The organism is Vibrio proteolyticus NBRC 13287 (assembly GCF_000467125.1).
Lineage (GTDB): Bacteria > Pseudomonadota > Gammaproteobacteria > Enterobacterales > Vibrionaceae > Vibrio > Vibrio proteolyticus.
Genome location: NZ_BATJ01000003.1, coordinates 1 through 25,320 on the forward strand (window position 1 = coordinate 1; position 25,320 = coordinate 25,320).

At 49.4% G+C, this 25,320-nt stretch carries 27 protein-coding genes, 1 riboswitch and 1 other annotated feature; of the genes, 6 read left to right on the forward strand and 21 right to left on the reverse strand.

The genetic code is table 11. The features are described from left to right. Positions 1-50 precede the first annotated feature (50 nt). The 9 genes from VPR01S_RS04305 to hisG form a co-directional block, all read right to left on the reverse strand. Positions 51-794 (reverse strand): YebC/PmpR family DNA-binding transcriptional regulator, encoded by a 744-nt coding sequence (locus VPR01S_RS04305; RefSeq protein WP_021704083.1) that lies wholly within the window; start codon positions 792-794, stop codon positions 51-53. A gap of 120 nt (positions 795-914) precedes the next feature. Next, positions 915-1,550 carry a bifunctional phosphoribosyl-AMP cyclohydrolase/phosphoribosyl-ATP diphosphatase HisIE gene (gene hisIE, locus VPR01S_RS04310; protein ID WP_021704084.1) on the reverse strand — a complete coding sequence of 212 codons (636 nt, stop codon included), beginning with the start codon at positions 1,548-1,550 and terminating at the stop codon, positions 915-917. Continuing rightward, positions 1,547-2,320: an imidazole glycerol phosphate synthase subunit HisF gene (gene hisF / locus VPR01S_RS04315; protein WP_021704085.1), complete on the reverse strand. Its 774-nt coding sequence runs from the start codon at positions 2,318-2,320 to the stop codon at positions 1,547-1,549. Before hisF ends, hisIE begins: the two co-directional genes overlap by 4 nt. Next, entirely contained in the window at positions 2,302-3,039 is a 738-nt protein-coding gene (hisA, locus tag VPR01S_RS04320; RefSeq protein ID WP_021704086.1) for a 1-(5-phosphoribosyl)-5-[(5-phosphoribosylamino)methylideneamino]imidazole-4-carboxamide isomerase, read from the reverse strand. Before hisA ends, hisF begins: the two co-directional genes overlap by 19 nt. A gap of 15 nt (positions 3,040-3,054) precedes the next feature. Further along, a complete protein-coding gene (gene hisH / locus VPR01S_RS04325; RefSeq protein ID WP_021704087.1) occupies positions 3,055-3,669 on the reverse strand; it encodes an imidazole glycerol phosphate synthase subunit HisH in 615 nt (204 codons plus the stop codon). Then, a complete protein-coding gene (gene hisB, locus VPR01S_RS04330; protein ID WP_021704088.1) occupies positions 3,669-4,742 on the reverse strand; it encodes a bifunctional histidinol-phosphatase/imidazoleglycerol-phosphate dehydratase HisB in 1,074 nt (357 codons plus the stop codon). Before hisB ends, hisH begins: the two co-directional genes overlap by 1 nt. Before the next feature lie 86 nt (positions 4,743-4,828). Continuing rightward, complete coding sequence (hisC, locus tag VPR01S_RS04335; RefSeq protein ID WP_021704089.1) at positions 4,829-5,884, reverse strand: histidinol-phosphate transaminase; 1,056 nt, start codon at positions 5,882-5,884, stop codon at positions 4,829-4,831. Then, on the reverse strand, positions 5,884-7,182 hold the full coding sequence (hisD, locus tag VPR01S_RS04340; protein WP_021704090.1) for a histidinol dehydrogenase: 1,299 nt from the start codon (positions 7,180-7,182) through the stop codon (positions 5,884-5,886). The genes hisC and hisD overlap by 1 nt, the downstream gene beginning before the upstream one ends. Positions 7,183-7,188: 6 nt before the next feature. Beyond that, the gene (gene hisG / locus VPR01S_RS04345) at positions 7,189-8,085 is read right to left on the reverse strand and encodes an ATP phosphoribosyltransferase (RefSeq protein WP_021704091.1); all 897 of its coding nucleotides are present in this window, start codon (positions 8,083-8,085) and stop codon (positions 7,189-7,191) included. A gap of 51 nt (positions 8,086-8,136) precedes the next feature. Next, positions 8,137-8,273 (reverse strand) — a sequence feature (His leader region). 369 nt (positions 8,274-8,642) lie between these two features. Here hisG and VPR01S_RS04350 point away from each other — a divergent pair. After that, positions 8,643-9,590, forward strand: coding sequence for a sigma-54 interaction domain-containing protein (locus VPR01S_RS04350; RefSeq protein ID WP_021704092.1), 948 nt, complete (start codon positions 8,643-8,645; stop codon positions 9,588-9,590). A gap of 103 nt (positions 9,591-9,693) precedes the next feature. Here the strand turns inward: VPR01S_RS04350 and VPR01S_RS04355 are convergent, their stop codons facing one another. After that, positions 9,694-11,295: a Na+/H+ antiporter NhaC family protein gene (locus VPR01S_RS04355; protein ID WP_040902267.1), complete on the reverse strand. Its 1,602-nt coding sequence runs from the start codon at positions 11,293-11,295 to the stop codon at positions 9,694-9,696. Positions 11,296-11,405: 110 nt separating this feature from the next. Next, a riboswitch (Lysine riboswitch) is annotated at positions 11,406-11,585 on the reverse strand. Between the two features lie 519 nt (positions 11,586-12,104). Here VPR01S_RS04355 and VPR01S_RS04360 point away from each other — a divergent pair. Continuing rightward, the gene (locus VPR01S_RS04360) at positions 12,105-12,515 is read left to right on the forward strand and encodes an H-NS family histone-like protein (protein ID WP_021704094.1); all 411 of its coding nucleotides are present in this window, start codon (positions 12,105-12,107) and stop codon (positions 12,513-12,515) included. Between the two features lie 72 nt (positions 12,516-12,587). On the opposite strand, the gene VPR01S_RS04365 is transcribed toward VPR01S_RS04360, so the two are convergent. After that, entirely contained in the window at positions 12,588-13,892 is a 1,305-nt protein-coding gene (locus tag VPR01S_RS04365; protein WP_021704095.1) for an inosine/guanosine kinase, read from the reverse strand. A gap of 103 nt (positions 13,893-13,995) precedes the next feature. After that, on the reverse strand, positions 13,996-14,265 hold the full coding sequence (locus VPR01S_RS04370) for a hypothetical protein (protein ID WP_021704096.1): 270 nt from the start codon (positions 14,263-14,265) through the stop codon (positions 13,996-13,998). Positions 14,266-14,437: 172 nt separating this feature from the next. On the opposite strand from VPR01S_RS04370, the gene mnmA reads away from it, so the two are divergent. From mnmA to purB, 3 genes are all read left to right on the forward strand, one after another. Continuing rightward, the gene (gene mnmA / locus VPR01S_RS04375; RefSeq protein WP_021704097.1) at positions 14,438-15,547 is read left to right on the forward strand and encodes a tRNA 2-thiouridine(34) synthase MnmA; all 1,110 of its coding nucleotides are present in this window, start codon (positions 14,438-14,440) and stop codon (positions 15,545-15,547) included. A gap of 23 nt (positions 15,548-15,570) precedes the next feature. Continuing rightward, positions 15,571-16,188: a high frequency lysogenization protein HflD gene (gene hflD, locus VPR01S_RS04380; RefSeq protein WP_021704098.1), complete on the forward strand. Its 618-nt coding sequence runs from the start codon at positions 15,571-15,573 to the stop codon at positions 16,186-16,188. A 139-nt stretch (positions 16,189-16,327) separates the two neighbouring features. Beyond that, on the forward strand, positions 16,328-17,698 hold the full coding sequence (gene purB, locus VPR01S_RS04385) for an adenylosuccinate lyase (RefSeq protein ID WP_021704099.1): 1,371 nt from the start codon (positions 16,328-16,330) through the stop codon (positions 17,696-17,698). Positions 17,699-17,738: 40 nt separating this feature from the next. Here the strand turns inward: purB and VPR01S_RS04390 are convergent, their stop codons facing one another. The 9 genes from VPR01S_RS04390 to htpX all read right to left on the reverse strand — a co-directional run bounded on the left by VPR01S_RS04390 (position 17,739) and on the right by htpX (position 24,808). Further along, positions 17,739-18,260, reverse strand: a complete 522-nt coding sequence (locus tag VPR01S_RS04390) for a DUF3833 domain-containing protein (protein WP_021704100.1) — start codon at positions 18,258-18,260, stop codon at positions 17,739-17,741. Next, entirely contained in the window at positions 18,257-18,832 is a 576-nt protein-coding gene (locus VPR01S_RS04395) for a chalcone isomerase family protein (protein WP_021704101.1), read from the reverse strand. The genes VPR01S_RS04390 and VPR01S_RS04395 overlap by 4 nt, the downstream gene beginning before the upstream one ends. Further along, complete coding sequence (locus tag VPR01S_RS04400) at positions 18,798-19,307, reverse strand: DUF2878 domain-containing protein (protein WP_021704102.1); 510 nt, start codon at positions 19,305-19,307, stop codon at positions 18,798-18,800. The genes VPR01S_RS04395 and VPR01S_RS04400 overlap by 35 nt, the downstream gene beginning before the upstream one ends. A 15-nt stretch (positions 19,308-19,322) precedes the next feature. Next, positions 19,323-20,561, reverse strand: a complete 1,239-nt coding sequence (locus VPR01S_RS04405) for an SAM-dependent methyltransferase (RefSeq protein ID WP_021704103.1) — start codon at positions 20,559-20,561, stop codon at positions 19,323-19,325. 20 nt (positions 20,562-20,581) lie between these two features. Beyond that, positions 20,582-21,343 carry a DUF1365 domain-containing protein gene (locus tag VPR01S_RS04410; protein ID WP_021704104.1) on the reverse strand — a complete coding sequence of 254 codons (762 nt, stop codon included), beginning with the start codon at positions 21,341-21,343 and terminating at the stop codon, positions 20,582-20,584. Further along, complete coding sequence (locus VPR01S_RS04415) at positions 21,343-22,623, reverse strand: NAD(P)/FAD-dependent oxidoreductase (RefSeq protein ID WP_021704105.1); 1,281 nt, start codon at positions 22,621-22,623, stop codon at positions 21,343-21,345. Before VPR01S_RS04415 ends, VPR01S_RS04410 begins: the two co-directional genes overlap by 1 nt. A 5-nt stretch (positions 22,624-22,628) precedes the next feature. Next, a complete protein-coding gene (locus tag VPR01S_RS04420) occupies positions 22,629-23,354 on the reverse strand; it encodes an SDR family NAD(P)-dependent oxidoreductase (RefSeq protein ID WP_021704106.1) in 726 nt (241 codons plus the stop codon). Then, positions 23,351-23,770 carry a nuclear transport factor 2 family protein gene (locus VPR01S_RS04425; RefSeq protein ID WP_021704107.1) on the reverse strand — a complete coding sequence of 140 codons (420 nt, stop codon included), beginning with the start codon at positions 23,768-23,770 and terminating at the stop codon, positions 23,351-23,353. The genes VPR01S_RS04420 and VPR01S_RS04425 overlap by 4 nt, the downstream gene beginning before the upstream one ends. A 174-nt stretch (positions 23,771-23,944) precedes the next feature. After that, positions 23,945-24,808, reverse strand: a complete 864-nt coding sequence (htpX, locus tag VPR01S_RS04430) for a protease HtpX (protein WP_021704108.1) — start codon at positions 24,806-24,808, stop codon at positions 23,945-23,947. 301 nt (positions 24,809-25,109) lie between these two features. Between htpX and VPR01S_RS22850 the strand changes: the two genes are divergently transcribed. Then, a complete protein-coding gene (locus VPR01S_RS22850) occupies positions 25,110-25,274 on the forward strand; it encodes a hypothetical protein (protein ID WP_021704109.1) in 165 nt (54 codons plus the stop codon). Positions 25,275-25,320 lie beyond the last annotated feature (46 nt).

Consider the following 25,320-nt stretch of genomic DNA (forward strand, 5'->3'; position numbering starts at 1 on the left):
CTAAAACAGGTACGCAATGCGTACCTGTCAGTGCTGCATATTCTGATGGCTCAGAGCGTGGCGGCTACCTCATCGGAAATATCGCCGTTGTGATAGACTTCCTGCACGTCATCCAAGTCTTCCAGTGCATCAATCAAACGCAGTAGCTTAGGCGCGGTGTCAGCATCCAGGTCCGCTTTGGTTGACGGAACCAGTGACACTTCCGCGTTCGCCGCCAGAAAGCCCGCCGCATCCAGCGCATCTTTGACCACACCAAACTCTGCGGGTGTGGTGTACACATCAATCGCACCGTCATCAGCGGTTTCGATGTCTTCCGCACCGCTTTCCAACGCCACTTCCATCACCGCGTCTTCATCCAATCCCGGTTCGTAAGAAATCACGCCTTTCTTATCAAACAGGTAATTTACACTGCCATCGGTACCCAGGTTTCCGCCTGCTTTGGAAAAGGCGTGACGTACGCCAGAAACCGTTCGGTTGCGATTGTCCGTCATACATTCCACCATGACCGCCGTGCCACCCGGACCGTAGCCTTCGTAGATCACGGTTTCCATGTTGTCGTCCCCTTCCCCGCCGGCACCGCGAGACACAGCTCGGTTAATGGTATCCCGGGTCATATTATTGGACAGTGCTTTATCGATCGCCGCACGCAGACGCGGGTTATTTTCCACGTCACCACCACCTTCTTTCGCTGCCACCACAATTTCACGAATCAGTTTGGTGAAGATCTTCCCGCGTTTAGCGTCTTGAGCCGCTTTTCGGTGGCGAATGTTCGCCCATTTACTATGACCAGCCATTGGATTCCTCATTTCTCTTGGGTCAGCATACCCAGATCGTATGCTGAACAAAGTACAACAAAAAAGGCCGTAAGAGCCAAATTCTTACGGCCTGAGAAAACTATATCATAAAGCGCAGCGCTACTTGTGACGCTCTTTGAGTTTGTTGATCACATCATTGAGCGACAGCCCCTGATCCTGCAGCAGCACCAGCAAGTGATAGATCAGATCCGCGGATTCACACACTAGCTCCGCCTTATCACCCGACGTCGCCGCAAGCGCGACTTCAACGCCCTCTTCGCCCACTTTTTGCGAAATACGCTTGGTACCACGGGCGTAAAGACTGGCGGTATAAGAAGAATCCGGGTCGGCACTCTTGCGGGCAGCCAGTAACTGCTCAAGTTGATGAAGCCACACCATTTGTGACTCCTCTTGTACATCGCCATCCCAGCATGTTGTTGTACCGGTGTGACAAGTGGGACCAATGGGATTCACTTTGACCAACAAGGTATCGTTGTCACAATCTAGCGCAATGTTTTGCAGACGAAGAACGTTGCCGGACGTTTCGCCTTTGGTCCACAATCGCCCCTTGGTCCGTGAGAAAAACGTTACTTGACCGGTATCACCAGTTTTGTTTAACGCCTCTTGGTTCATGTAGCCCATCATCAGCACTTGGCTGGACTGAAAGTCTTGTACTATTGCTGGAATCAAACCGTCGATTTTTTCCCAGTCAATACGCTCAGACAGTGCGCTTATTTCTGCGGCTTCAAAACTCATAGTCGCACCTCGATTCCTTGTTGTTTCAAGTACTGTTTCAGCTCACCAATATTGATGACCTGTTTATGGAAGACCGAAGCGGCCAGTGCCCCGTCCACATTGGCTTTTTGGTAAGCCTCAGCAAAGTGCTCCATGGCGCCAGCCCCCCCCGATGCGATCAAAGGTACATGACACACCTCACGCACCATATTTAGCTGCGCGATGTCATAGCCATTGCGCACGCCATCCTGGTTCATCATGTTCAGCACAATTTCGCCTGCGCCGCGGTGTTGCACTTCCTGCACCCAATCGCGCGTTTCCCATTGTGTAGCCTTAGTGCGCGCTTCGTCACCGGTGAACTGGTAGACCTGATATTTGCCCGTGTCTTTGTCGTAATAGGAATCAATGCCCACCACAATACACTGCACGCCAAACTTATCCGCCAGTTCAGTAATTAGCTGCGGGCTTGCCAGTGCTGGCGAGTTGATGGAGACTTTGTCGGCACCAAACTCCAGAATACGCGCCGCATCCTGAGCGGATTTGATGCCGCCCGCGACGCAAAACGGAATATCAATCACCTCAGCAACCCGGGAAACCCAGCTCTTATCGACCACGCGACCATCACTCGATGCGGTAATGTCGTAAAACACCAGTTCGTCTGCGCCTTCTTCAGCATAGCGCTGGGCCAACGGGACGATGTCACCGATGATTTCGTGATTGCGGAACTGAACGCCTTTCACCACCTGACCATCGCGAACGTCCAGACACGGAATTATGCGTTTTGCCAACATGCAAATGCCTCCTCTGCGGTGAATTTGCCATCCAACAGCGCCCGGCCAACAATGACACCTGCCACACCACTGCCTTTAAGCGCTTCAATATCCGCCAGCGAACCGATGCCGCCCGACGACTGGAATTGCACCTGAGGATATTGTTGACACAGATCCACGTACAGTTCGACATTGGATCCTGCCAGCGTACCGTCGCGGGAAATGTCAGTACACAACACGTGTTTCAGCCCGACAGTCAGATAATCGTCCAGCAGGGCTTCGATCGTCACGCCGCTGTCTTCCTGCCAGCCCGAGATCGCGACCTTTCGCGTGCCGTCCTGGTCGATATTGATGTCCAACGCCAGCACAATTTTCTCTGCGCCGTATTTTTCCATCCATTCTTTCACTAGAGCGGGTTGTTTCACCGCCGTTGAGCCGACGACCACACGCTGTGCGCCAGCTTCCAGAAGATCAATTACATCCTGTTCGGTGCGGACACCACCACCAATCTGAATATTGGCTGGAGTACTGGCCAGCAGCTTGGCGATCAGATCAAGCTGACGCGCTGAGGTATCTTTAGCCCCAGTCAGATCCACCAGGTGCAGCCAATTGGCGCCAGCCTGATGATACAGCGCGAACTGCTGCGCCGGATCCACTTTATACTCGGTCACCTGGCCGTAATCGCCCTGATAAAGGCGAACCACCTGACCTTCAATTAAATCGAGTGCTGGAATAATCACGTACGCATTCCCTTTTTATAATTCCAAGAAGTTTTGAATCAGTTGTGAACCGGCTTTCGACGAGCGCTCCGGGTGGAATTGCACCCCATAGTAATTGCCACTTTGTACGGCCGCAGAAAACGGATTGCCGTAATCACATTGAGCGATGGTGTAGTCGCCCACCGGCATCGCAAAACTGTGTACAAAATAGAAATACTCACCAGATTCGATGCCAGTGAATAGCGGATGCCCTGGCTGCGCTGTCACGGTATTCCACCCCATGTGAGGCAGTGGTAAGTCGCCGGTTTGCATGCGTTTAACCTCACCGTCACACAAACCGAGACATTCAACCAATTCGTCGGCTTTCTGGCCTTTCTCCTGAGACACCTTGCCCAGTAACTGCATGCCCAAACAAATGCCCAGTAGCGGTTTTTCTACCTGTTTCACCAGGGTGATCAGGTCACGCTCTTCGAGGTTTTTCATTGCTTCGCTGGCGGTTCCGACACCGGGTAAAAACAGTTTGTCGGCATTCAGCACGACATCCGGGTCTTTCGACACCGTCACCTCATAACCGAGACGCTCAATTGCAAACCGAACCGATGAAACATTAGCGCAACCAGTATCAATGATGACGATCTTTGCAGCGGTCATTACAGCACTCCTTTACTGCTCGGCAGTTCGTTGCCTTCCACTTTAACCGCCTGGCGTAACGTACGTCCAAAGGCTTTAAACAGGCTTTCAATGATGTGGTGATCGTTTTCACCCGCGGAGGATAAATGCAGTGTGCACGCCAGCGTGTCGGTTAACGAACGAAAGAAGTGGTACACCATTTCAGTCGATAGGTCCCCGACTTGTTCGCGGCTGAATTTGGCGTCAAATTTCAGGTAAGGCCGACCAGACAGATCCAACGCACACTGCGCCAGACACTCATCCATCGGCAGACTGAAACCAAAACGGCCGATACCTCGTTTGTCACCCAGGGCCTCCTTCAACGCCTGGCCCAAGGCCAACGCCGTGTCTTCGACCGTGTGGTGATCATCAATGTGTAAATCCCCCACCACTTGGCATTTCATCTGAAATCCACCGTGCGTGGCAATTTGGTCCAGCATGTGGTCAAAAAAGCCCAACCCGGTGGAAATCTGGTTGCCGCCCTGCTCATCAAGATTAACCGCGACCTTAATGTCGGTTTCCTTGGTGGTACGTACCACCTCGGCCATACGGGCCTTAACCGTTAACTCTTTTAGGATCTGTGACCAGTTCATGGTTTGAGGGTGGTATTGAATGCCACGAATAGCCATATTTTCAGCCAGTTGCAGGTCCGTCTGACGATCGCCAATCACAACGGACTGCTGAAAGTCGACTTTGCCCCCCTGCAAGTAGTCTTTGACCATGCCCAGCTTAGGTTTGCGGCATGAACAGTTGTCTTCTTCAAAGTGCGGACAAATCAGCACATCGTCAAATTTCACTCCCTGAGAGGTAAAAATATCCATCATCATATTGTGCGGCGCATCGAAATCAGCCTGCGGGTAACTGTCGGTCCCAAGACCGTCTTGGTTGGTAACCATTACCAGACGGTAGCCAGCATCCTGTAACGCCAGCAGACTCGGGATCACGTTCGGTTCCAGCTTCAGCTTATCGAGGCGGTCTACCTGAAAGTCCACTGGCGGCTCTTCTATCAATGTCCCGTCACGGTCGATAAATAAAATCTTCTGTTGTGTGCTCACTCAAACTTCCTTTTTATTCCTGGGCTCCTGCCAACCAGGAGCAATTCAATTCTGTACCGTGTTTTATTTGATTATCTTAGCTACGGTTACATTGCGGATAGGGATAGGTAGTAATTTCGGATAAATGCGACGGTTTTTTCACACTCTTCACGATTCCCAACACTGATGCGCACGCAGTTCTCTATCGGCGAATTACGTAAGATAATGCCGCTGTCCCACGCGGCTTTGAACAAAGCGTCACCATCCGGGAATTTCACCAGCAGATAGTTTCCCCAACCTTCAAATACTTCGACCCCGGCGACCATGGACAATCCGACTTGCAGATACGCTCGGTTGGCATTCAAATCCAGCACCTGAAACTTAGTGCGAGCCAATCCCGACTCAGAGAGCGCCTGTAACGCAATGTCCGCCACAGGCACAGGCACTGGGTAAGGCGCGATCACCTTCAGCAACACATTGATTAACGATTCATTGGCCAGTGTAAACCCACAACGCAGCCCCGCCAGCGCAAACGCTTTGGACAAAGTGCGCAAAATCGCCAGATTCGGATATTGTTGCAACAAGTCCACTGTTGATGCTTCAGGGCAGAAATCAATGTAGGCTTCATCCATCACGACAATCGCTTTGCCTTGCGTCATCTCAAGCAAACGAAGGATGTCATCCCGTTTAACCAGATTACCGGTTGGGTTGTTCGGGCTGCAAACGAACACCAACTTAACATTATCTAAATTGGCTTCGATGTTCTGCAGGTCAAGTTGCCACTCTGGTGTCAACGGCACAGTTTTTCGTTCCACCCCCATGGTTTCCGCACTGATGGCGTACATCCCATAGGTTGGCGGACAAAACAGAATTGCATCCTCCCCCGGCTCACAAAAAGCACGGATCAGCAACTCAATCCCCTCGTCCGCACCGCGTGATGTCAGCACTTGCTCCGGGCGAACCCCCGCGTACGCGGCGTACGCTTCGATCAATGCGGTCGGCTGGCATTCGCTGTAACGGTTTAAGCGAGCGAAATCTGTTTTATATTCATTGTCGAACGGTGATTCGTTAGCGTTAAGCCACACATCCCCGCTACCACCAATACGTCGAGCCGACAGATAAGGCGTCAGTTGTTGCACTTGTTTTCGGGCCAGCCTTTCCATTACGCCTGCTCCTTCTGTAATTTTTCTACTCGGATGGTGACCGCACGTTTGTGCGCGTCTAACCCTTCAGCTTCTGCCATCGCCACCACGGTCGGCGCTAAATTCTGCAACCCTTGCGCAGAGAGTTCCTGAACGGTCATGCGTTTGGAAAAATCGGCCAGTCCTAAGCTGGAATATGTCCGGGTGTAACCGTAGGTCGGCAGCACGTGGTTCGTTCCCGACGCGTAATCTCCCGCCGACTCTGGTGACCAGTCACCCAGGAAAATCGAGCCTGCGTTGTCCAGCAACGGCAGCAACTCACGCGGATTTTTGGTTTGTACAATCAAATGCTCTGGTCCGTAGTAGTTCGAAATCGACACCGCTTGTGTCAGCGATTCCGCAATTATGATCAGACTGGATGCTAATGCCTTCTGCGCGATCGGGGCGCGAGATAGCGCTTGTAGCTGACGTTTGACCGCATCCGTTACCTGGTCAGCCAGTACCGGCGATGGTGTCACCAACACTACCTGAGAATCCGGGCCGTGCTCTGCCTGACTCAGCAAATCTGCGGCAATGAAATCAGGATCGGCCGTTTCATCCGCGAGCACCAAAACTTCTGATGGCCCCGCGGGCATATCAATGGCCGCGCCACGAAAATCATTGCTGACCTGGCGCTTCGCTTCCGTGACATAAGCGTTGCCCGGGCCGAAAATTTTATCGACTTTGCTGACCGTTTCACTGCCGTACGCCATGGCCGCAATCGCCTGACCACCCCCAACGTTGTACACTTCATCGATACCACACAAACGGGCAACGTACAGAATTTCATCGGCGATCGGCGGTGGAGAACACAGCACCACTTTACGGCAACCGGCAATTTTGGCCGGAACGCCCAGCATCAACACCGTCGATGGCAGTGGCGCACTGCCTCCCGGAATGTATAAGCCTACTTTCTGAATCGGGCGCGTAACCTGTTCGCACACCACGCCGGGTTGGGTTTCTACTTTGATCGGTTGTGGCTTTTGCGCTTTGTGGAACTTAGCGATATTGGCATACGCCTGATCCAGGGCTTGCTTCATAGTGTCGGATAGACGCTCTGCAGCGGCGGCAATCTCCTCAGTCGGAACCCGGATCGACGCAGGAGTGACGTTGTCGAATTTTGCTGTCAGCTCCAACAAAGCTGCGTCGCCGCCTTTACGGACTTGTGCAATCACGTCCGCCACGGCGGCCGTGATGTTGGCCCCCTCTGCGATCGCAGGGCGTTCCAGAATTGAGTCTTGTTGCGACTCACTTAACGATGACCAGACTACCGTTCTCATGATTCATTACTCCATCATTTTTTCAATTGGCAGAACCAGAATAGAGCTGGCTCCCAGTTCTTTGAGCTGTTCCATGGTTTCCCAGAACAGGTTTTCAGAACTCACCAAATGAACGGCAACTTTTTGTTTTTCCGCAGACAGCGGCAGTACAGTTGGATCCTCGGCACCCGGCAGCAATGATTTGATCTGCTCCAGTTTATCGACCGGGGCGTGCAGCATGATATATTTAGACTCTTTGGCCTGAATCACACCTTGCATACGCGTCAACAGCTTTTCAATCAGTGCCTTTTTATCCTCATCAAATTCGCCCATACGCTGGATCAAAGTCGCTTTCGACTCGAAGATCACTTCCGCTTCTTTAAGGCCATTTGCTTCGAGCGTAGCTCCGGTCGACACCAAATCGGCAATCGCATCCGCCAGACCAGCACGTGGTGCAACCTCGACGGACCCCGTTAGCATACACGCTGAGTATGGCACCCCCTGCTTGTCCATGTAGGCTTTAAGTAATTGAGGGTAAGTTGTCGCAATGCGCTTTCCGGCCAGGTCCTGCGGGCCAGTGTACTGCTCGTCTTTATCAATGGCGACGGACAGACGACACCCACCAAAGTCCAGACGACGCAAAGTCACAAATTCACACGGCTCACCCAAGGCTTTGCGATCCAGGCGAACTTCTTCCAGTTCGTTTTCACCGATGAAGCCCAAATCCACCACCCCATCCATGATCAGGCCTGGAATGTCATCATCACGAACCAGCAGCAAATCGATCGGCATATTCAAAGAGTGAACAACCAGACGCTCTCCCATGATGTTGAACTTGACGCCACATTTTTTCAACAGAGCCTGACTCTCTTTGCTCAGGCGGCCCTTTTTCTGGATGGCAATTCTTAGGCGTTGTGTCTGCATTACGTATTCCCTGTGTAAGATATTGATAATTAAAATTAAAAAACCAGTTAAACGAAAAAACCCTCGGAAGATTCTGGTCTCCCGAGGGTTTTAAATCTGAATTCTTTGATTTTAAACACCGGGAGTTTCCTGCCCCCCGGGTATGCGCGCATCTCCCGAAAGACTAAGCAGGATGATGGTGATGATGAATGTTCATTACAAAATTGCGCATACTTATTTACGTTCTGTTGTGTTCGTTTTGATGATTACAACACTAACTAAGGTCATTTTATTTTTCAACAAGTAATTTATGTTTTTTTTTGCCCTTGTCCACAGACAAGCGTAACCTATTGAAAATTATTGATTATACAATTCAAGAATCAACACGTTAGACACGCTAATCCTATTATTTGGTGTGAACTTTCTTGCCATGTACGACAAAACTGACCTAAGCTATTCGTTGTATAAAGCAAGTTTAGATTTACCAACTCTTCTCATTATTGATACGACTTTCGTACCTCAAATACGAACGGTCTGACTACTATTACTGTGTGAGTTCTAACCAATAGTGTCGAACCGTGAGTAGATGTCATTCTGATAAAGTTCATTACCTATCCGAAGCTGACCTGTATCCTTTAATTGGTGATAGTCCAAGCGTTAAAGGGTTACATTGTGCGATTCAAAAATACGCGAAATGTGACGCTGAAGTGCTTATCCAGGGGGAAACAGGTGTAGGCAAAGGTTTGTGTGCCCGACTCATCCATCAAGCGTCGCCAAGAAGATTGGCCCCCTTTGTGGAGGTTAACTGCGGCGCCATCCCCAGTGGGCTGATCGCTTCAGAGCTGTTCGGGCACGAGAAAGGCGCCTTTACTGGTGCGGTTTCAGACCACACTGGTTTCATTCAACAAGCCAATCACGGCACGCTGTTTCTGGACGAAATTGGCGACATGCCAGCTGATTTACAGATCCACCTGCTCCACTTTCTGGAAAGTAAGCAGATCCACAAAGTCGGGGCCGAACGGGTAATTTCTGTCGACTGCCGGGTAATCGCCGCCAGCCACGTGGACTTGAAGCAAGAAGTAGTTCAAGGCAATTTTCGTGAAGATTTATACTATCGATTGAATATTCTTCCGCTCGAAATTCCGCCATTGAGAAAACGCGGCGCTGACGTTTTAGTCTTGGCCCGTTTCTTCCTGAATAAAATTGCGCCCTCACGTCAGGTTTCCCTTACCGAAGATGCCAGGGAACAGTTAATTAAACACGCCTGGCCGGGAAATGTACGCGAACTGAGAAATGTCATTCAGCGTGCCTTGATCATGAGCGACGATGACAACCTGGAAGCCGCTGACTTCGGTCTGGAAGTCATTGATCGTCAGATGTTGCCTGCCAGCGATCAAATTGATCTCGATTATCTGTTGCAAGCCATTTCCGACAACAAGCACAACATGAGTGCCGCCGCTCGCCAGCTAGGTATCTCTCGAACCACCTTGTATCGCCTGATCAAAAAGCACAATTTGCAGCTGTAGCACGCACCACACACCTTTGTGGAAAATCTGGTTATTGCCACAGCTTTGGCTACAAACAAAAAACTCCGCCTGAGGCGGAGTTTTCATTTTGACCGTGTCACCGTTACGCCGCTTCACAGCGTGATATCTTCGACTTGGCTAGCATCGACATCACGACACAAACCAGCACAAAAGACACACTTGATGCCGCCAGAGACAGCGCAACTGACGCCGTCATCCCAAGTACCACAAAGCCGATCGACGAAACCAGAGCCACCGCCAGAGCATAAGGCAGCTGCGTTGACACGTGATCAATGTGGTTACAACGCGCACCAGTCGACGATAAGATAGTGGTGTCGGAAATCGGAGAACAGTGATCGCCAAAGACCGACCCCGCCAGCACTGCACTCAGCATCGGCAGCATTAACGCTAAATCGGTCGCGCCAGCCATGTCCCCTGCAATGGGCAGCATAATCCCAAACGTGCCCCATGATGTACCGGTAGAGAATGCCATCAGGCCAGACAACAAGAACAGAATGACCGGCAGCCAATGCGGGTTGATGTTCCCCTGCACCAGCGACGATAAATAAGCGCCGGTTTTCATGTCGCCGATCACAGAGCCAATTGTCCAGGCGAAAATAAGGATGAGGATCGCACCAAACATCGATTTGGCGCCGATCCACAACGTTTTAGCGATATCTGACACCGGCAGCTTCTGCTTGACGACGGTGTACAGCGCCATCACCAAACCAACCAAACCACCGTAAATCAGTGATTTGCCTACATCGGTATTTTCGAAAGCCCCCAGGATGTTGAACGTTTGGCCGTCCGCAGCCAGCGCTTGGCCTCCGGTGTAGATCATTGCCGAAATCGTCGCCACAATCAGCAACACAATCGGCAGGATCAGATCAGAAACTTTGCCATGTTCACTTTCAGTGATGTCCAGCTCTTCATTCAACTCATGGGCTTCCTGAGCATCGTTTTCTTTATCTGAGTCGAAACCGCGTCCCTGAGACGCCTGAATTTCATGTCGGCGCATCTGACCAACATCAAGCTGGAACCACACCACGGCGAAGACCATCAGCAGTGCAAAAATCGCGTAGAAATTCATCGGAACCAGACGCAGATATGCCCCCAGAGCGGAATACTCAGTGATGCCATGTGATACAAGAATGCCACCGATGATGGTCATAATGTACGCGCCCCAGCTTGACGCAGGCATCACCACGCACATTGGTGCCGCAGTGGAATCCAGAATGTACGCCAACTTGGCCCGAGAGACGTAAAAACGGTCAGTAACAGGGCGGGAGATCGACCCCACAGCCAAGCTGTTAAAATAGTCATCGACAAAAATAAACACACCCAGGAAAGCCGCCAGCAGCTTTGAGCCGCGCTTGCTTTTCACCCGGACCTGAGCCCATTCAGCAAAAGCACGTGTGCCACCTGACAACGTCAGCAATGCGGTCATCATGCCTAACAGGATAAGGAAACCAACGATACTCATGTTCCAGGTATTAATGCCGCCGTCTTCTATAAAGACACTGGACACGGTAGTACCCACGTAACCCATCGCTCCGCCAACCGAGTAATCAGCGAGCAAAATAGCGCCGAGTAAAATACCGACGCCCAGAGAAACCAGTACACGTCGCGTAATGATCGCGAGACTCAATGCCACTATCGGAGGCAAAAGAGATAAAGGAGATGATGCGAAATCAATTAAATTCATGATCTTCAAAAACCAGATAATATTGGTTAGAGATCTACTGCAGACAAACCAGCCGAATCAGACCAGCTCATGTTGAACTTAGCGACAGGGAAGTGAACACTCCACCCAACCCCTACAGTAGCGCTCCATAGTTAAAATTATAGACTATGGCAGTGTTGACCCTCTTCGAGTTCAACCCCAGCAACAGGTTTTGATCGACGCTGTCACTTCGGCGAACAGACCTTTCATCATCGTTCATCGGCATCACCCCAACGACAACTACTCATTCAATTCGCGCCTCTACCGCACATGCCGGATATCGAACTGCATGATATCTATATCTGCAGTATTTCTAACCAGCCTGTGCATTAGGTGGACGCTATTGTACTTATCATTAATGGCATTGCAACCTAAGATGACCACGAGATCATTAAGGAATTAACAAAAACATTCATCACAAATAAATGCAATTAAGAGCATAGCATTTAAATTATTACGCAATAATTATCACATTTGAGACAACAAAACTAAATTTTAAGTCTTATCTATGTAAGCACATTCTGATATCTATTCACCGCATAGCATCGGACAATTAGAACGATAGCTTAAATAAAAGTACTTCGTTAGTAGTAGACTGCTAAAGAACGGTCTATATTTGTGCAAGGTGTATAAAGTTTATTTATGATGACGTGAAAAACGTGATGTTCACTCACATAAAAAATGGTTTTGAATTAATTATTTTACGTAATTCTTGAAATTGGATTATTGTCATAATATCTGATGAGGTTTATTATTATCTCGTCGACTTTATTAAATTCATAGGAATGGTCATGTCGGAACTAACTAAAACTCTATTAAATATTCGTAGTCTGCGTGCATATGCACGTGAATTAACTGTTGAACAGCTGGAAGAAGCCCTGGATAAACTGACAATTGTTGTACAAGAGCGCAAAGAAGCAGAAGAAGCTGAAATGGCCGCTCGTGAAGAGCAAGAGGCTAAGTTAGCTGCTATCGCAGACCAGATCGCTAAAGACGGTATTGATGTTGATGCGCTGATTCATGCGCTGGCTGGTGAAAATAAAAAAGGTAAAGCGAAGACAAAACGCGCACCTCGCCCGCCTAAATATAAATACATCGATTCTAACGGTGAAGAGAAAACCTGGACAGGCCAAGGCCGTACTCCTTCTGCTATTCAAGAGCAACTGGATGCAGGTAAGTCTCTGGAAGACTTCGCTATCTAATCGTAAGATTGGTTTAAAAAAGGCTCCTTGCGGAGCCTTTTTTATTTTTAAATGTTAAATAAACAATTTGAGTTAACGTTCCCAGTACGCTTCTTCCAGGCTATCTTCCCGCTCAGGTAAGCCGCGTGATAAACGTGGAGAATGTTGCACTAATACTTCGTAACTCGCACGGTTTGAATATTTACATACCTGAGAAAATGAAGAATATGTCAGGAAAGTGTAAGAATGTTTACTTGAGTTCGGCACATTTTCTTTATGGTATTTATTTGCAGCCATATCATGTAATAAAGCAGACAATGCAGCGTCACCAGCACCATTCGTATTTTTAATTTTTTCTGGACCACCCATATAAGGGGCAATATGTGAATAAACACGTATCGGATTATTACACGCGTCTTTAACCGCCGGACGGCTGAATTCGTAACGATTAAATTCAGCAATACATCCCGGTAGAAGCGGTAAAGACGTTTCGCGTTTCGCTTCATCTTCCGTATAGCCCGCCATGTACAGGCCGATAGGTCCGGCAGTACACAGTACCAAATCCACCCAATCAAGCGTCTTGTCTGAGGCCGCTAACGGGTCTGCTTCGCCAGTTAATGCTTCCGCTTCGTCTTCATTCATCGCAACCACAGAAACGTGCTCACGCAGAAATGCCTGCCAGAACTCAGGATCATCCTGAATGACAAACTTGGTGCCTAGCGTCAGTACCACTGGCACATCGTATTTCTTGGCATATTCAATCGCACGCATTGTGGCTTCCGGCATCGGATCGCCTTCTTTACAGCGCACCAGATACGCAGTGAGTACCAGGGCTGACGCGTTTTTAAAGATTTTTTCCGGAATACTACTTGGGCTCAGCTTATTCATCTGACCTTCACTGATGGCGAATGTGCGTTCACCATCTTCTGTGATCAGTGCAAAGCAGCGGCCAATGGCACCTTCAACGCCCTGAAGATAATTGAGATCCATGCGGCTGGAGGTGTTGCACAGGTAACGATAGCCGTAGCTGCCGATTTTAATGTCCTGACTCATCACACCCAGTAAAGTGGAGCGATCATCCGCCAGCACGGAATAGTTGTGCAGAGTATTACCAATCGTGCCGCCGGCGTATTCATTGGTAATTAAGTTGCTTTCTTTTAACTCGTTATACAGTGCTTCGGCACTGTCATCATCGATCACTAACGAGTGTCCCTTACTCAATCCATATTTAGCAATCATTTCTGAACAGACTTTCGCCTCTATATCGACCAATGTTTGATCGATACCAATAATATGGGTACGAGACATGGTTTTGCTGTCTTGCGCCTGGCTTACCAGTGGATCGCGCGCATGGACGGGAAAGTAGTGCTTAGACTTACGTTGTCCTGGAAATTTCATAGTGTTTGTATTGAGTATGGGATGAAAGGATGCCGGATTCTACCGCGCACACTAAGGCGCGGCAACAAAGGGAATTATAGCAAACGATTGCGACTGTTATTTTTTATTCACCTTCCATGAAGCTCAAATCAGGAAGCCGTTCCAGGTGCTCAGAATAACGTTTGAGATTAAACTCACCGCCGTTCTTCATCACATCAAAGACTTCTATCGAGACCGCGCACGCCATCATCGCCACGGCGTCTTCGCGCGAAGTCCCTGTCATCATCAAACGCATCAGCGTCTCTTTGACTTTAAGTGGGTTGCCGTCTTCGAGTTGGTTTTCGACGATCTCAATCAACTCGCCTTCTTCGATAAATTCGCTTTTTTCGCTCATGTTTTCGGTCCTGGTATTGTTTTCCCGCCACTATGCCACATATATAGAAACTTATCCTGAAAACCATTGAGCTTTTGCTCAGAAAGTTGTTTGTGATGCACCTCTCGGATCTGTCGCCTCTAAACTCTTTCTGATAGAATTTGCGTCCAGTTTATTTAAGTGGTGTTAAGTAATGTCTGATAACAGCCAAAAGAAAGTCATAGTCGGCATGTCCGGCGGTGTGGATTCCTCCGTTTCTGCCTATCTTCTCCAGCAGCAAGGCTACCAGGTTGAAGGCCTGTTCATGAAGAACTGGGAAGAAGATGACAACGAAGAATACTGCACGGCGGCAGAAGATCTGGCCGACGCACAGGCAGTTTGCGATAAACTTGGCATTCACCTTCATACCATTAATTTCGCTGCAGAATACTGGGACAATGTCTTTGAATACTTTCTGGCGGAATATAAGGCGGGTCGGACTCCCAACCCAGACATCCTTTGTAACAAAGAAATTAAGTTCAAAGCGTTTCTGGAGTTTGCAGACGAAGTTCTGGATGCGGATTATATCGCCATGGGTCACTACGTGCGTCGTACCTTCCCACAACAAGGTGAAAAACCTCAGATGCTGCGTGGCAAAGACAGCAACAAAGATCAAAGCTACTTCCTATATACACTTAGCCACGAGCAAATTGGCCGCAGCTTGTTCCCGGTCGGTGAGCTGGAGAAGCCAGAAGTTCGCCGTATCGCAGAAGAGCAAGGCCTGATCACAGCCAAGAAAAAAGACTCGACCGGTATCTGTTTTATCGGTGAGCGCAAATTTACTGACTTCTTGTCTCGCTATCTGCCAGCTCAGCCGGGTAAAATTGAGACACCGGAAGGCCATGTCATCGGTGAACACCAAGGTCTGATGTATCACACTTTGGGGCAGCGTAAAGGCTTGCACATCGGTGGCCAAAAAGGCGGTGGCGGCAATGAAGAACCATGGTACGTGGCAGACAAAGATCTCAAACGCAATGTATTGATTGCCGTTCAGGGCGCCGATCATCCGCTGCTGAAATCACAAGGCCTGATCGCGTCACAACTGCATTGGGTCGACCGTGTGGCGATAAAAGAACCACTGAAATGCAGCGTGAAGACACGTTACCGTCAACAAGATATTCCATGTACCATCATCCCGGTTGACGATGAAACCATCAAAGTGATTTTTGATGAACCGCAGGTCGCGGTGACACCAGGCCAGTCCGCCGTCTTCTACAAAGACGAAGTGTGTCTTGGCGGTGGCATCATCGAAGAACGCATTTAACAGGAATTGAGGAGTACTACTACGTGGCTAACACACTCTACGACCGTACTATCGCTTTTGCCGGCATTTGCCAGGCCGTTGCTTTGGTTCAACAGGTAGCGAAAAACGGTGACTGTGATTCGGACGCGTTTGAAACTTCCCTGAAAGCGGTGCTGAACATCAACCCAGGCTCAACTCTGGAGGTCTTTGGCCGTGAAACCGATCTGAAAGTGGGCCTCGAATGTTTGGTGCAAGGCATCGACAGTACGCCTACTGGCAGCGAAATTACCCGCTACATCATCAGTCTGATGGCCTTGGAGCGCAAACTGGCCGGACGCCGTGATGCCATGGCTCAACTGGGTGACCGTCTGCAAATGTTGGAACGCCAATTGGAGCACTACGATTTGCTTGACGACAATATGATCAGCAATCTGGCCAGTGTTTATCTGGATGTCATCAGCCCAATCGGCCCGCGAATTCAGGTAACAGGAACCCCGTCGGTACTGCAACAAACCACGAATCAGCATAAAGTCCGTGCCCTACTGCTGTCGGGTATCCGCTGCGCCGTCTTATGGCGCCAGGTTGGCGGCAAACGTCGTCACCTGATTTTCGGACGTAAGAAAATGGTCCAGCAGGCACAAATCCTGCTCGCCAGAATGTAATGATCAGCTCGCGTTTATCGCGAGCTCTTTTTTCGATACAAACCACTCTCGCGCAAACGTTTGCGCAATATTCGTGACAATTGCCACCGATGTTGGTATAAAGCTCACGAAATTTAGAAACCCAATTCAGGAGAACATCATGGAACTGTCAGCATTGACTGCTGTTTCACCAGTAGACGGCCGTTACGGAAGCAAGACGATTGCGTTACGCGAAATTTTCAGTGAATACGGTCTGCTAAAATACCGTACTATCGTTGAAATCCGCTGGCTACAAAAACTTGCAGCCACTGCTGAGATTGCCGAAGTACCAGCATTCAGTGCACAGGCAAACCAATTCCTGGACGATCTGGCCGCGAACTTCTCTGAAGCCGACGCGATGCGCATCAAAGAGATTGAACGCACCACCAACCACGACGTTAAAGCGGTTGAATACTTCCTGAAAGAGAAAGTCGCCGACGTGGCTGAGCTGCACGCAGTGAACGAGTTCCTCCACTTCGCCTGTACCTCTGAAGACATCAACAATACCTCGCACGCTCTGATGCTCAAGGAAGCGCGCGAGACGGTTATTCTGCCAGAAATCCGTAACCTGATTGATGCAATCAAAGCACTGGCAGTCGAATACCGTGATATCCCTCTGTTGTCACGTACACACGGTCAGCCTGCGTCTCCATCAACCATGGGTAAAGAGATGGCAAACGTGGCGTACCGTATGGAGCGTCAATATAAGCAAATCGAAAACGTTGAGATCCTGGCAAAAATCAACGGCGCGGTTGGTAACTACAATGCACACCTATCTGCTTACCCAGAACTGGATTGGCACAAATTCTCTGAAGAGTTCATCACAGAATCTCTGGGCGTAACCTGGAACCCATACACCACTCAAATCGAGCCACACGATTACATCGCGGAACTGTTTGATGCCGTTGCACGTTTCAACACGATTCTGATCGACTTCGACCGTGATGTCTGGGGTTATATTGCACTTGGCCACTTCAAACAAAAAACCATTGCTGGTGAGATCGGCTCTTCGACCATGCCACACAAAGTCAACCCAATCGATTTTGAAAACTCTGAAGGTAACCTGGGGCTGGCTAACGCTGTTTTTGGTCACCTGGCACAGAAACTGCCAATTTCACGCTGGCAGCGCGATCTGACTGACTCCACCGTTCTCCGTAACCTGGGTGTCGGTGTTGGCTACGCCGTGATTGCCTACACGTCGACACTGAAAGGCATTAGCAAGCTAGAAGTGAACCGTGAAGCCCTGTTGAAAGAGCTGGATCAGAACTGGGAAGTGCTGGCCGAGCCAGTACAAACCGTGATGCGTCGTTACGGTATCGAGAAGCCTTACGAAAAGCTTAAAGAACTGACTCGTGGTAAGCGTGTCGATGGTGAAGCAATGCGTAACTTCATCGACGGTCTTGAGCTGCCTGAGCACGAGAAAGCCCGTCTTAAAGAGATGACCCCGGCAAACTATATTGGTCAGGCTATTGAGCTGACCGACAAACTGTAATTTGCCAAAAGCAGAAAAGGCTTCCCGAGGGAAGCCTTTTTTATTGTTTTTCAAAGAAGATCGTCAACCGCCCGACCTCAAACCCCAGTTTGCGAATCTTGGTCACATTGAAGGCCCGTTTGTCATCCTGACGATATAACCAATCATCAAACGTTACGGTCACCGTTGAGTCGCCGCGCGGTAATTCGAAATCGTACTTCCACTGCAAGACATTACCCATTTCTTCTCCGCTGGCCACACCAACAATGTCATCCGCCTGCCCTTGATAACGCTTATCTCCGACACTCTTAATCACCCATACCCTCTGGTCTGTTTCTCCATCATCAAACACAAAGTCTTCAACCAGTGTGAGCGTATCGCCATCAACCTGCCCTTGTATCTGCACTTCAAAACGGCGTGTCTGTTTGTCACTGTAATCCTGAATCATGCCCCAGGCCGTTAAATCTCCCTGAAAAAATTCAAACAAATCAAAACGCGGTGTCGCTTGTTGATACTCTCCGACATCGGTCGAGCAACCAGCCATCAGTAAAAGACTGGATACCATGGCCACCATCCATTTCATTTCGTGTGCATCCCTATGAGTTGTTTTCTTAATTCCGGATACTGGCTACGCGGGGATAGCCAGATAGACAAAAAGGCATCGTTCAGCGTCTCATCAGATACCAAACCGACCACTTTCGGTGCATGATTGCGTTCGGCATACCATAAGCTCCCCTCTACACCGTCGGTCACGTAAATCAGTTGATCCCCTTTGGAAATGTCCGGAAACAATCCAGACAATGCTGCCAGCCAGGGACGATAACGGGTTGATGAATAGCCCAGTTTTTTCCACTGTTCGGCTGTCGCATTAAGCAGTTCATCGCGGGAAATGTTGCGTTGATAATCGATCTGCAGCGCCAAAGCGTGAGGGGTAATATCGTCAGCCAGTTGATACGTCCCGGCCGGCGCTTTCAAACGAGATTCATAAATATCGAACATAAACCAGGACAACTGTGCCTTGCCGACCGTCGGCCAGCTCTTCCACTGCACTGAAGTGTGCTCGCTCCCTGAGGACGCAACGACCGCAAAGGAGAATGACGATAACAACAGCAAAACGATACTAATCGCGCCCCTGTACCAAGCTGTTCTTTTCATGACTCAATACCCTGATGATGATTGCAACCAGTATTGCCCACTCTAACCACAACAAGAACAGGCTCCAGAAGGTGTCAAAGCCAAATTGTACTGCTCCGAGCTTGAAGCCCGCCCAGTAGCTGAGGCTCCCAGCAACTCCTCCTACTATAGATACGAACCGCAGCGGATATTGGCTCACTACAGGCACCAGAAACGTGGCATACCAGGCAAAGATGAACCACAATGCCACCAGCCACACAGGCAAAGACGCTTGTGGAAAGATCAGTACGTTGGCCTGACTGTTTACCCAGTCAACACCACAACCCAGCAGCGCTATTACCCCAATCCAACGCCCTCTCACGGACAGAGCTTGCCAGGAAACCAGATACGTCAAAGCGACCGCCGCGAGCATCCAGTACTGGTAAGCCGTCTGACCAAGGACCGCCAGAAACCACAAGAGTTGAAACCAGGTTGAAGCAATGATCAGCCGCCACATACTGCGTTTCCTCAGCTAAGGGCGCTCAAACGTCATGTGCACCGTACTGATGCTTCTGGCCAGGAACCCGCCTTCGCAATAGCAAAAGTAGTAACGCCACATCCTGATAAACCGTTCATCGTAACCCAGCGCCCGGACGTGCATTTCTGCTTGGTCAAAACGCTGACGCCAATCTGCCAGGGTCCGTGCATAGCTGCTGCCAATATCGAACAGATCGCGCAATACCAAATCACTGTGTCGAGTGGTCGCGCAGGTCAATGCAGTGACCGACGGCAGAAAACCTCCCGGAAAAATATACTTCTGAATAAAATCGACATTGTCGGCATAGTAATCGTAGCGTTGATCGGCAATAGTGATCGCCTGAATGGCCATTAAGCCACCGGGTTTGAGCAGTGACTGGCATTTTTGAATATAGGATTGAAGAAACTCGCGTCCGACCGCTTCTATCATCTCGATCGACACCAATTTATCGTACTGGCCGGCTAGCTCCCGGTAGTCTCGCTTTAGCAGCGTTATACGATCTTCAAGCCCCGCTTTAGCCACAGCCTCTTGGGTGTATAGGTATTGCTCGTCTGAAATGGTGGTGGTCGTCACCTGACAGCCAAAGTGCTTCGCCATATAAATTGCCATCGCACCCCAGCCAGTACCGATTTCAATCACATGATCGTCAGCGCTGAGCTTGAGCTGCTCACACAATCTGGCCATTTTGTTGTTCTGAGCTTGCTCCAACGTATCGCTATCCCTCAGGTACACGCCTGACGAATACAGCATGTTGTGATCAAGAAACGTCTCGTAGAGCGAGTTGCCGAGGTCGTAATGAGCATGAATATTTTGCTTGGAGCGTTGCAATGTATTGCGGTTCAGCCAATGGCCTACGCGATACGTCAGTCGGGTTAACCAACTGCTGCGACGCTCCATATCATCTAGCGCAGTCAGGTTACGAGCCATTAGTTCCATCAAGCGGGTCAGGTTCGGGCTGTCCCACCAACCGTCCATATACGCTTCCGCTGCGGCAATGCTCCCCCCGCGCGCAACACGCAGAAAAAAGCCCGGATGATGTATCTCTATCACCGCATGCAAATCATGATGTTCCCCGCCGTAAAAGGTGTCTTGCCCTTCTGCCTCGCCATACGATTCCACAACAGTCAGACAGCCGACACTCAGTTGATGAAGGCTCTTAAATAACAGTGAACGCGCGGTTTTCTGAACGCTGGTCAGTTGCCTAGGCAGCGTCATTGAATTCGTATTTAACATTGCAATACTCCTTTATTGTTCTATTTCTTCTGCGATTTAGAGTGATATTTCGGGTGAGAATAAAGCGGTGCCCCTTTCACCCATAACTTCAGCGCATGCCAGTAAATACCAGCGACTACTTTTACCGCCATCACTGGCGTTTTGATCAGTTCGAACAGCAAACGTCCAGATTGAAAAGGCTTGGGTTTCATGGCCAGAGTGGCATCAAACACCTTGCCGTCTTGATGGCACTCCAAATGAACCACAAGACTTTTAACCAGTGGTTTAAGCCGCCATTGATAATGCTGGCCAATCGGATTAAACGGCGAGACATGAAATGCTTTCTGATGTTGCCAATGTTGGTTTGCATCGCCACCTTGCGCGGGTATTGCGTAATAATGTCGTTCGTTCCAGGGCGTATTACTCACCTCGGCCAGCAAATAACACCAGTTACCATCCAAGTCATATAAGTAATAAAAATTGACCGGACTGAAATACACACCCAAGTAACGCAGATGAATCACCGCCTCGACCCGGCCGGCACACCGGACTCCGGTTAATTCAAACACTTTATCTCGTACCGCGTGTTTCAGGTCACCCTGACCAAGGTAGTCTTCACGACGAAAGCGCGCCCAGTGGAACCATCGGCGGCCAAATAACCACACCCGTTGCTCCAGTCGAGATAACTCATCGAGATCAATACACGGCATGAACAGGCGATAGTGCAGAGCATGCTGCAACGGAGTGAAACGTCGATGACGAACAGTGCCGACAAACAAACGGCTGTTGAGGTCTTCTGCCATCAGGCTGCCCCTTGATGCACCACATCAGATGCACAACGTTCAATCTGCGCCACAACATCCAGTGCGCTGCGCACGCCATCTTCGTGAAAACCATTGTGCCAGTAAGCACCACAAAACCAGCTTCGACGAACTCCATCAATTTCGTCTTTGCGTTGCTGAGCGGCAATGGATTCGGTGGTAAATACTGGGTGATGATACACAAATGAACGCAGTACCTTGTCTGGTGCGACGTCATCACGGCAGTTGAGCGAAACACAGAAAGTGTGCTCAGCGTCCAGGTGCTGCAGAATATTCATGTTGTACGTCAACGTCGGCTTGCGTATTTCCTCACCGGATTGCCCGTTGAGGCGATAGTTCCACGACGCCCACGCAGTTTTACGCTTGGGTAACAAGGTCGTATCGGTATGCAGGATCACATCATTGGCCTGATACGTCATCGCACCCAAAATGGCCTGTTCAGCTCGCGAGCTGTCAGCCAGCATCGCCAGCGCCTGATCACTGTGGCAAGCAAAGATTACCTGATCGTATTTTTCCGTCACCCCATTCGATTCTACATACACACCATCAACATGACGGGTCACCTGAGTTACGGGTGAGCTGAGGCGTATTTTGTCCTCAAACCCACGAATGAGCGGCGCGATGTACTGTCGGGATCCGCCCGGGATGACAAACCACTGAGGCCGGTTAATGATGTCAAGCAAGCCATGATTGAGAAAGAAGCGCAGGAAAAACGTCAGCGGAAATGCTCGCATGTCAGCCAGTGTCGATGACCAGATCGCCGCTCCCATTGGCAGGATATAGTTGTCACAGAAGGCTCGGCTGAAACGCTGCTCATGCAGGAACTCACCTAGCGTGTGTGTGTGTGCGTAATCTAGTTCTGCATGCGCTTTAGCCAGACGATTAAAACGGATGATCTCGAAGATAAAGTGATAGAATGCAGGGTTCAGCCAATTGCGCTTTTGAGCAAACAGTGTGCTCAGCGTGTGGCCGTTGTATTCCAGACCTGATGTTTGGTTGTGGACACTGAAGCTCATCTCGGTCGGCAAGCCACTCACACCAATGCGTTGCATCAAGCGGTTAAAATGTGGATACGTACGGTCGTTGAAAACGATAAAACCTGTGTCCACAGCGTAAGTGCGGCCATCAAGCTCGACATCAACGGTCGCAGTGTGACCACCAATGTAGTCGTTCGCTTCGTACAACGTCACGTTGTGCTGTTCGTGCAGGTAGTGACCACAGGTCAAACCGGATATCCCTGTGCCGATAATGGCAATATTCATAACTGTTATCCTTTCATTAATGCCGATACCAAAGTGCCTTGCCAACGGTATGGGAGCAGAGACATCAGACGGAAAAAACCGGTAAACCAAAACGGGAAATAGAGTGTTCGCCGGCCTTTTGCCACACCGCGACGAATCGACCGAGAAGCCTGTTCAACAGAGACAAGCATGGGCATAGGAAAGTCGTTTTTATCGGTGAGCGGCGTCTTCACAAAACCCGGAAATACCGTCGTCACGCTTATGCCCTGACTTTTGAGATCCAAAGCCAGCGCTCTGGCGAGATAACTTACGGCCGCTTTCGACGCGCCATACGCTTCCGCGCGCGGCAAAGCCACTTCACTGGCAATGGACCCTACCATCACTATACGATGACCCGCAGAGAAGTGTGGCTGTATCCCCTCAATGGCGTTCGCCATACCAGTCACATTAATGTCCATTACCCGCGCAACCAATCCAGCATCAATATGACCATTGTCGATGTACTCACAATCACCGGCATTGAGAATCCAAAGCTGGGGTCTGAACGGCAAATGCGCCAATGCGTCTATCGTTTGCTCACGCTTCGTAAGGTCAAAGCGCAATCCACTGATTAAATCCGAGTAAAACTCGAGTTCACCTAACACCTTCTCATTGCGACCACAGGCAATCACATGCCAGCCGTCATCGGCATAATCTTTCGCCAACTGCATACCAATGCCGGAGGTTGCCCCTGTAATCAATACACCGTTCATTGTCCTAGCCTTTTTTTCACCGTCTTAATCACAGCGCCCAACAAAGGTAAGTGCTCATACAGCATCTCACCCAAATCAAAGTAGTCGCGGTGATAGATAACCTTGTGCTGTGAAAACCGTAAGTGACTGACACCATTGACCTGGATCGGATTGCCTTTCTGCAACTTAGGATGTTGGAGGTGCATAGTCCAAATCAGGAATCCGGTGTCACCGATCTGTTGCTGATCAGAAATCGAGAACTCACAGCGAGTAACGTTGGCGTAGAGTGAATCAAAATAATCGTGCAGAGCAGGCAACCCGTGCAGACGATGGGCGGCATCTTCAAACACCACTTCCTCGTGGTAGATGTCCCTCAATAAATGCAGCGTCTGCTTGTTTAGCTGGTTGTACACTCGCCCAACGGTTTCTACATCCATAGACATGACCCTTACAAAGCTATACAAATATTAATTATGTACAAGATAGTATGAGTTAAAAAGTTGTACAAATAATTTTTTGTATAACTTTTTATCACTGTTCATACGCTGCTCAGCTAAAAAGGGATCAAAAAAAGGCTTGGTAAAAACCAAGCCTTTTCAATCTATTAATTCTTACGCGTTACGCAGAGCGGCGATGCGTTTGTCCAGTGGTGGGTGACTCATCAGCAATTCGGTCATGGTACGCTTACCGTTGATACCAAAGGCCATCATAGAACCTTCCAACTGAGACTCCTGACTCATCTTCAGACGCTCTAATGCCGCAATCATCTTGTGCTTGCCGACCAATCGAGCAGCCCCGGCATCGGCATGAAACTCACGGTGACGGCTGTACCACATCGTGATAAAGCTTGCCAGGAAACCAAACACCAGTTCCAACACAATCGATACACCGAAGTACACCATCATATTACTACCCTGACCTTCCTCATCATCATTGGATGCCACCAGGTTGGCAATAAAGCGAGACAAGAAAATTACGAAGGTGTTCACCACACCTTGCATCAACGTCATCGTCACCATATCACCGTTGGAGATATGGCTGACCTCGTGTGCCAATACCGCTTCCGCTTCATCTCGGGTCATGCTATGCAGCAATCCGGTTGACACCGCCACCAGCGAATCATCACGTTTTGCACCAGTAGCAAACGCATTGATATCAGGAGAGTCGTAAATCGCCACAGTCGGCATACCAATACCAGCCTGTTGAGCCTGACGACTTACTGTCTCCATCAACCAATGTTCGGTTTCGTTACGCGGGCTCTCAATCACCATTCCGCCAACAGAACGAAGCGCCATACTCTTTGACATCATCAAAGAGATGAAGGAACCGCCGAAACCAAATACGGCCGCCATAACCAGTAGACCAGACAAGCTGCCCGGTTGCATGCCCGTTACCGCGTAAACAATATTCAAAACAACACTCAGGACCAGAATCACGGCCAAGTTCGTTGCCAGGAATAATAAAACTCGCTTCATTTACTCTCTCCAAACAGGAAGCTTACTTCTTATTGCCTGAGCCTGTGCTCAGACTGCTTTGTCTTATAGATATAGTCTAAGATTTGAAAAACAAGGTTAAGCGTTAAATTGCAACATTTGATGTCTGAAATATAAATATGACGTTTTGCAATGAAACTGGAGCCTCCTGTAAAAACAACCACCTACCAGAAAAACCAGGTCAGACCTCTACCAAGTTAGACTTTAGTCTTATTGAGCCAACCAGCGAAACACCCTACATTCGGATGCAGAGGAACAACTCCGGTGAATTAGGGATATTCAAATGGCTGAGGCTAACAACTATCAAATGGCGATTGACCTGCTTTGTTGTCACTTAGGCATCTCAGAAGAAGAAGCCAAGCAACAACTCGGACTAAGCGAAGAAACCATCTTTAAAAAAGTGTCCGATACGCAGCAGGCATTAATGGGTATTGCAACCGAGAAGTAAGTTGCACCCCGACAGACAGGTAAACAAAGGGCTGCCGAATGGCAGC

Coding starts and splice junctions, on each gene's coding strand:
- VPR01S_RS04355 (WP_040902267.1), bottom strand. CDS start 11,295: ATGAATTTAATTGATTTCGCATCATCTCCTTTATCTCTTTTGCCTCCG.
- mnmA (WP_021704097.1), top strand. CDS start 14,438: ATGTCTGATAACAGCCAAAAGAAAGTCATAGTCGGCATGTCCGGCGGT.
- VPR01S_RS04390 (WP_021704100.1), bottom strand. CDS start 18,260: ATGAAATGGATGGTGGCCATGGTATCCAGTCTTTTACTGATGGCTGGT.
- hisF (WP_021704085.1), bottom strand. CDS start 2,320: ATGTTGGCAAAACGCATAATTCCGTGTCTGGACGTTCGCGATGGTCAG.
- VPR01S_RS04360 (WP_021704094.1), top strand. CDS start 12,105: ATGTCGGAACTAACTAAAACTCTATTAAATATTCGTAGTCTGCGTGCA.
- VPR01S_RS04395 (WP_021704101.1), bottom strand. CDS start 18,832: ATGAAAAGAACAGCTTGGTACAGGGGCGCGATTAGTATCGTTTTGCTG.
- htpX (WP_021704108.1), bottom strand. CDS start 24,808: ATGAAGCGAGTTTTATTATTCCTGGCAACGAACTTGGCCGTGATTCTG.
- hisG (WP_021704091.1), bottom strand. CDS start 8,085: ATGCAGACACAACGCCTAAGAATTGCCATCCAGAAAAAGGGCCGCCTG.
- hisD (WP_021704090.1), bottom strand. CDS start 7,182: ATGAGAACGGTAGTCTGGTCATCGTTAAGTGAGTCGCAACAAGACTCA.
- hisIE (WP_021704084.1), bottom strand. CDS start 1,550: ATGAGTTTTGAAGCCGCAGAAATAAGCGCACTGTCTGAGCGTATTGAC.
- hisH (WP_021704087.1), bottom strand. CDS start 3,669: ATGACCGCTGCAAAGATCGTCATCATTGATACTGGTTGCGCTAATGTT.
- purB (WP_021704099.1), top strand. CDS start 16,328: ATGGAACTGTCAGCATTGACTGCTGTTTCACCAGTAGACGGCCGTTAC.
- hisC (WP_021704089.1), bottom strand. CDS start 5,884: ATGGAAAGGCTGGCCCGAAAACAAGTGCAACAACTGACGCCTTATCTG.
- VPR01S_RS22850 (WP_021704109.1), top strand. CDS start 25,110: ATGGCTGAGGCTAACAACTATCAAATGGCGATTGACCTGCTTTGTTGT.
- VPR01S_RS04370 (WP_021704096.1), bottom strand. CDS start 14,265: ATGAGCGAAAAAAGCGAATTTATCGAAGAAGGCGAGTTGATTGAGATC.
- VPR01S_RS04425 (WP_021704107.1), bottom strand. CDS start 23,770: ATGGATGTAGAAACCGTTGGGCGAGTGTACAACCAGCTAAACAAGCAG.
- VPR01S_RS04400 (WP_021704102.1), bottom strand. CDS start 19,307: ATGTGGCGGCTGATCATTGCTTCAACCTGGTTTCAACTCTTGTGGTTT.
- VPR01S_RS04415 (WP_021704105.1), bottom strand. CDS start 22,623: ATGAATATTGCCATTATCGGCACAGGGATATCCGGTTTGACCTGTGGT.
- VPR01S_RS04420 (WP_021704106.1), bottom strand. CDS start 23,354: ATGAACGGTGTATTGATTACAGGGGCAACCTCCGGCATTGGTATGCAG.
- VPR01S_RS04405 (WP_021704103.1), bottom strand. CDS start 20,561: ATGTTAAATACGAATTCAATGACGCTGCCTAGGCAACTGACCAGCGTT.
- VPR01S_RS04410 (WP_021704104.1), bottom strand. CDS start 21,343: ATGGCAGAAGACCTCAACAGCCGTTTGTTTGTCGGCACTGTTCGTCAT.
- VPR01S_RS04365 (WP_021704095.1), bottom strand. CDS start 13,892: ATGAAATTTCCAGGACAACGTAAGTCTAAGCACTACTTTCCCGTCCAT.
- VPR01S_RS04305 (WP_021704083.1), bottom strand. CDS start 794: ATGGCTGGTCATAGTAAATGGGCGAACATTCGCCACCGAAAAGCGGCT.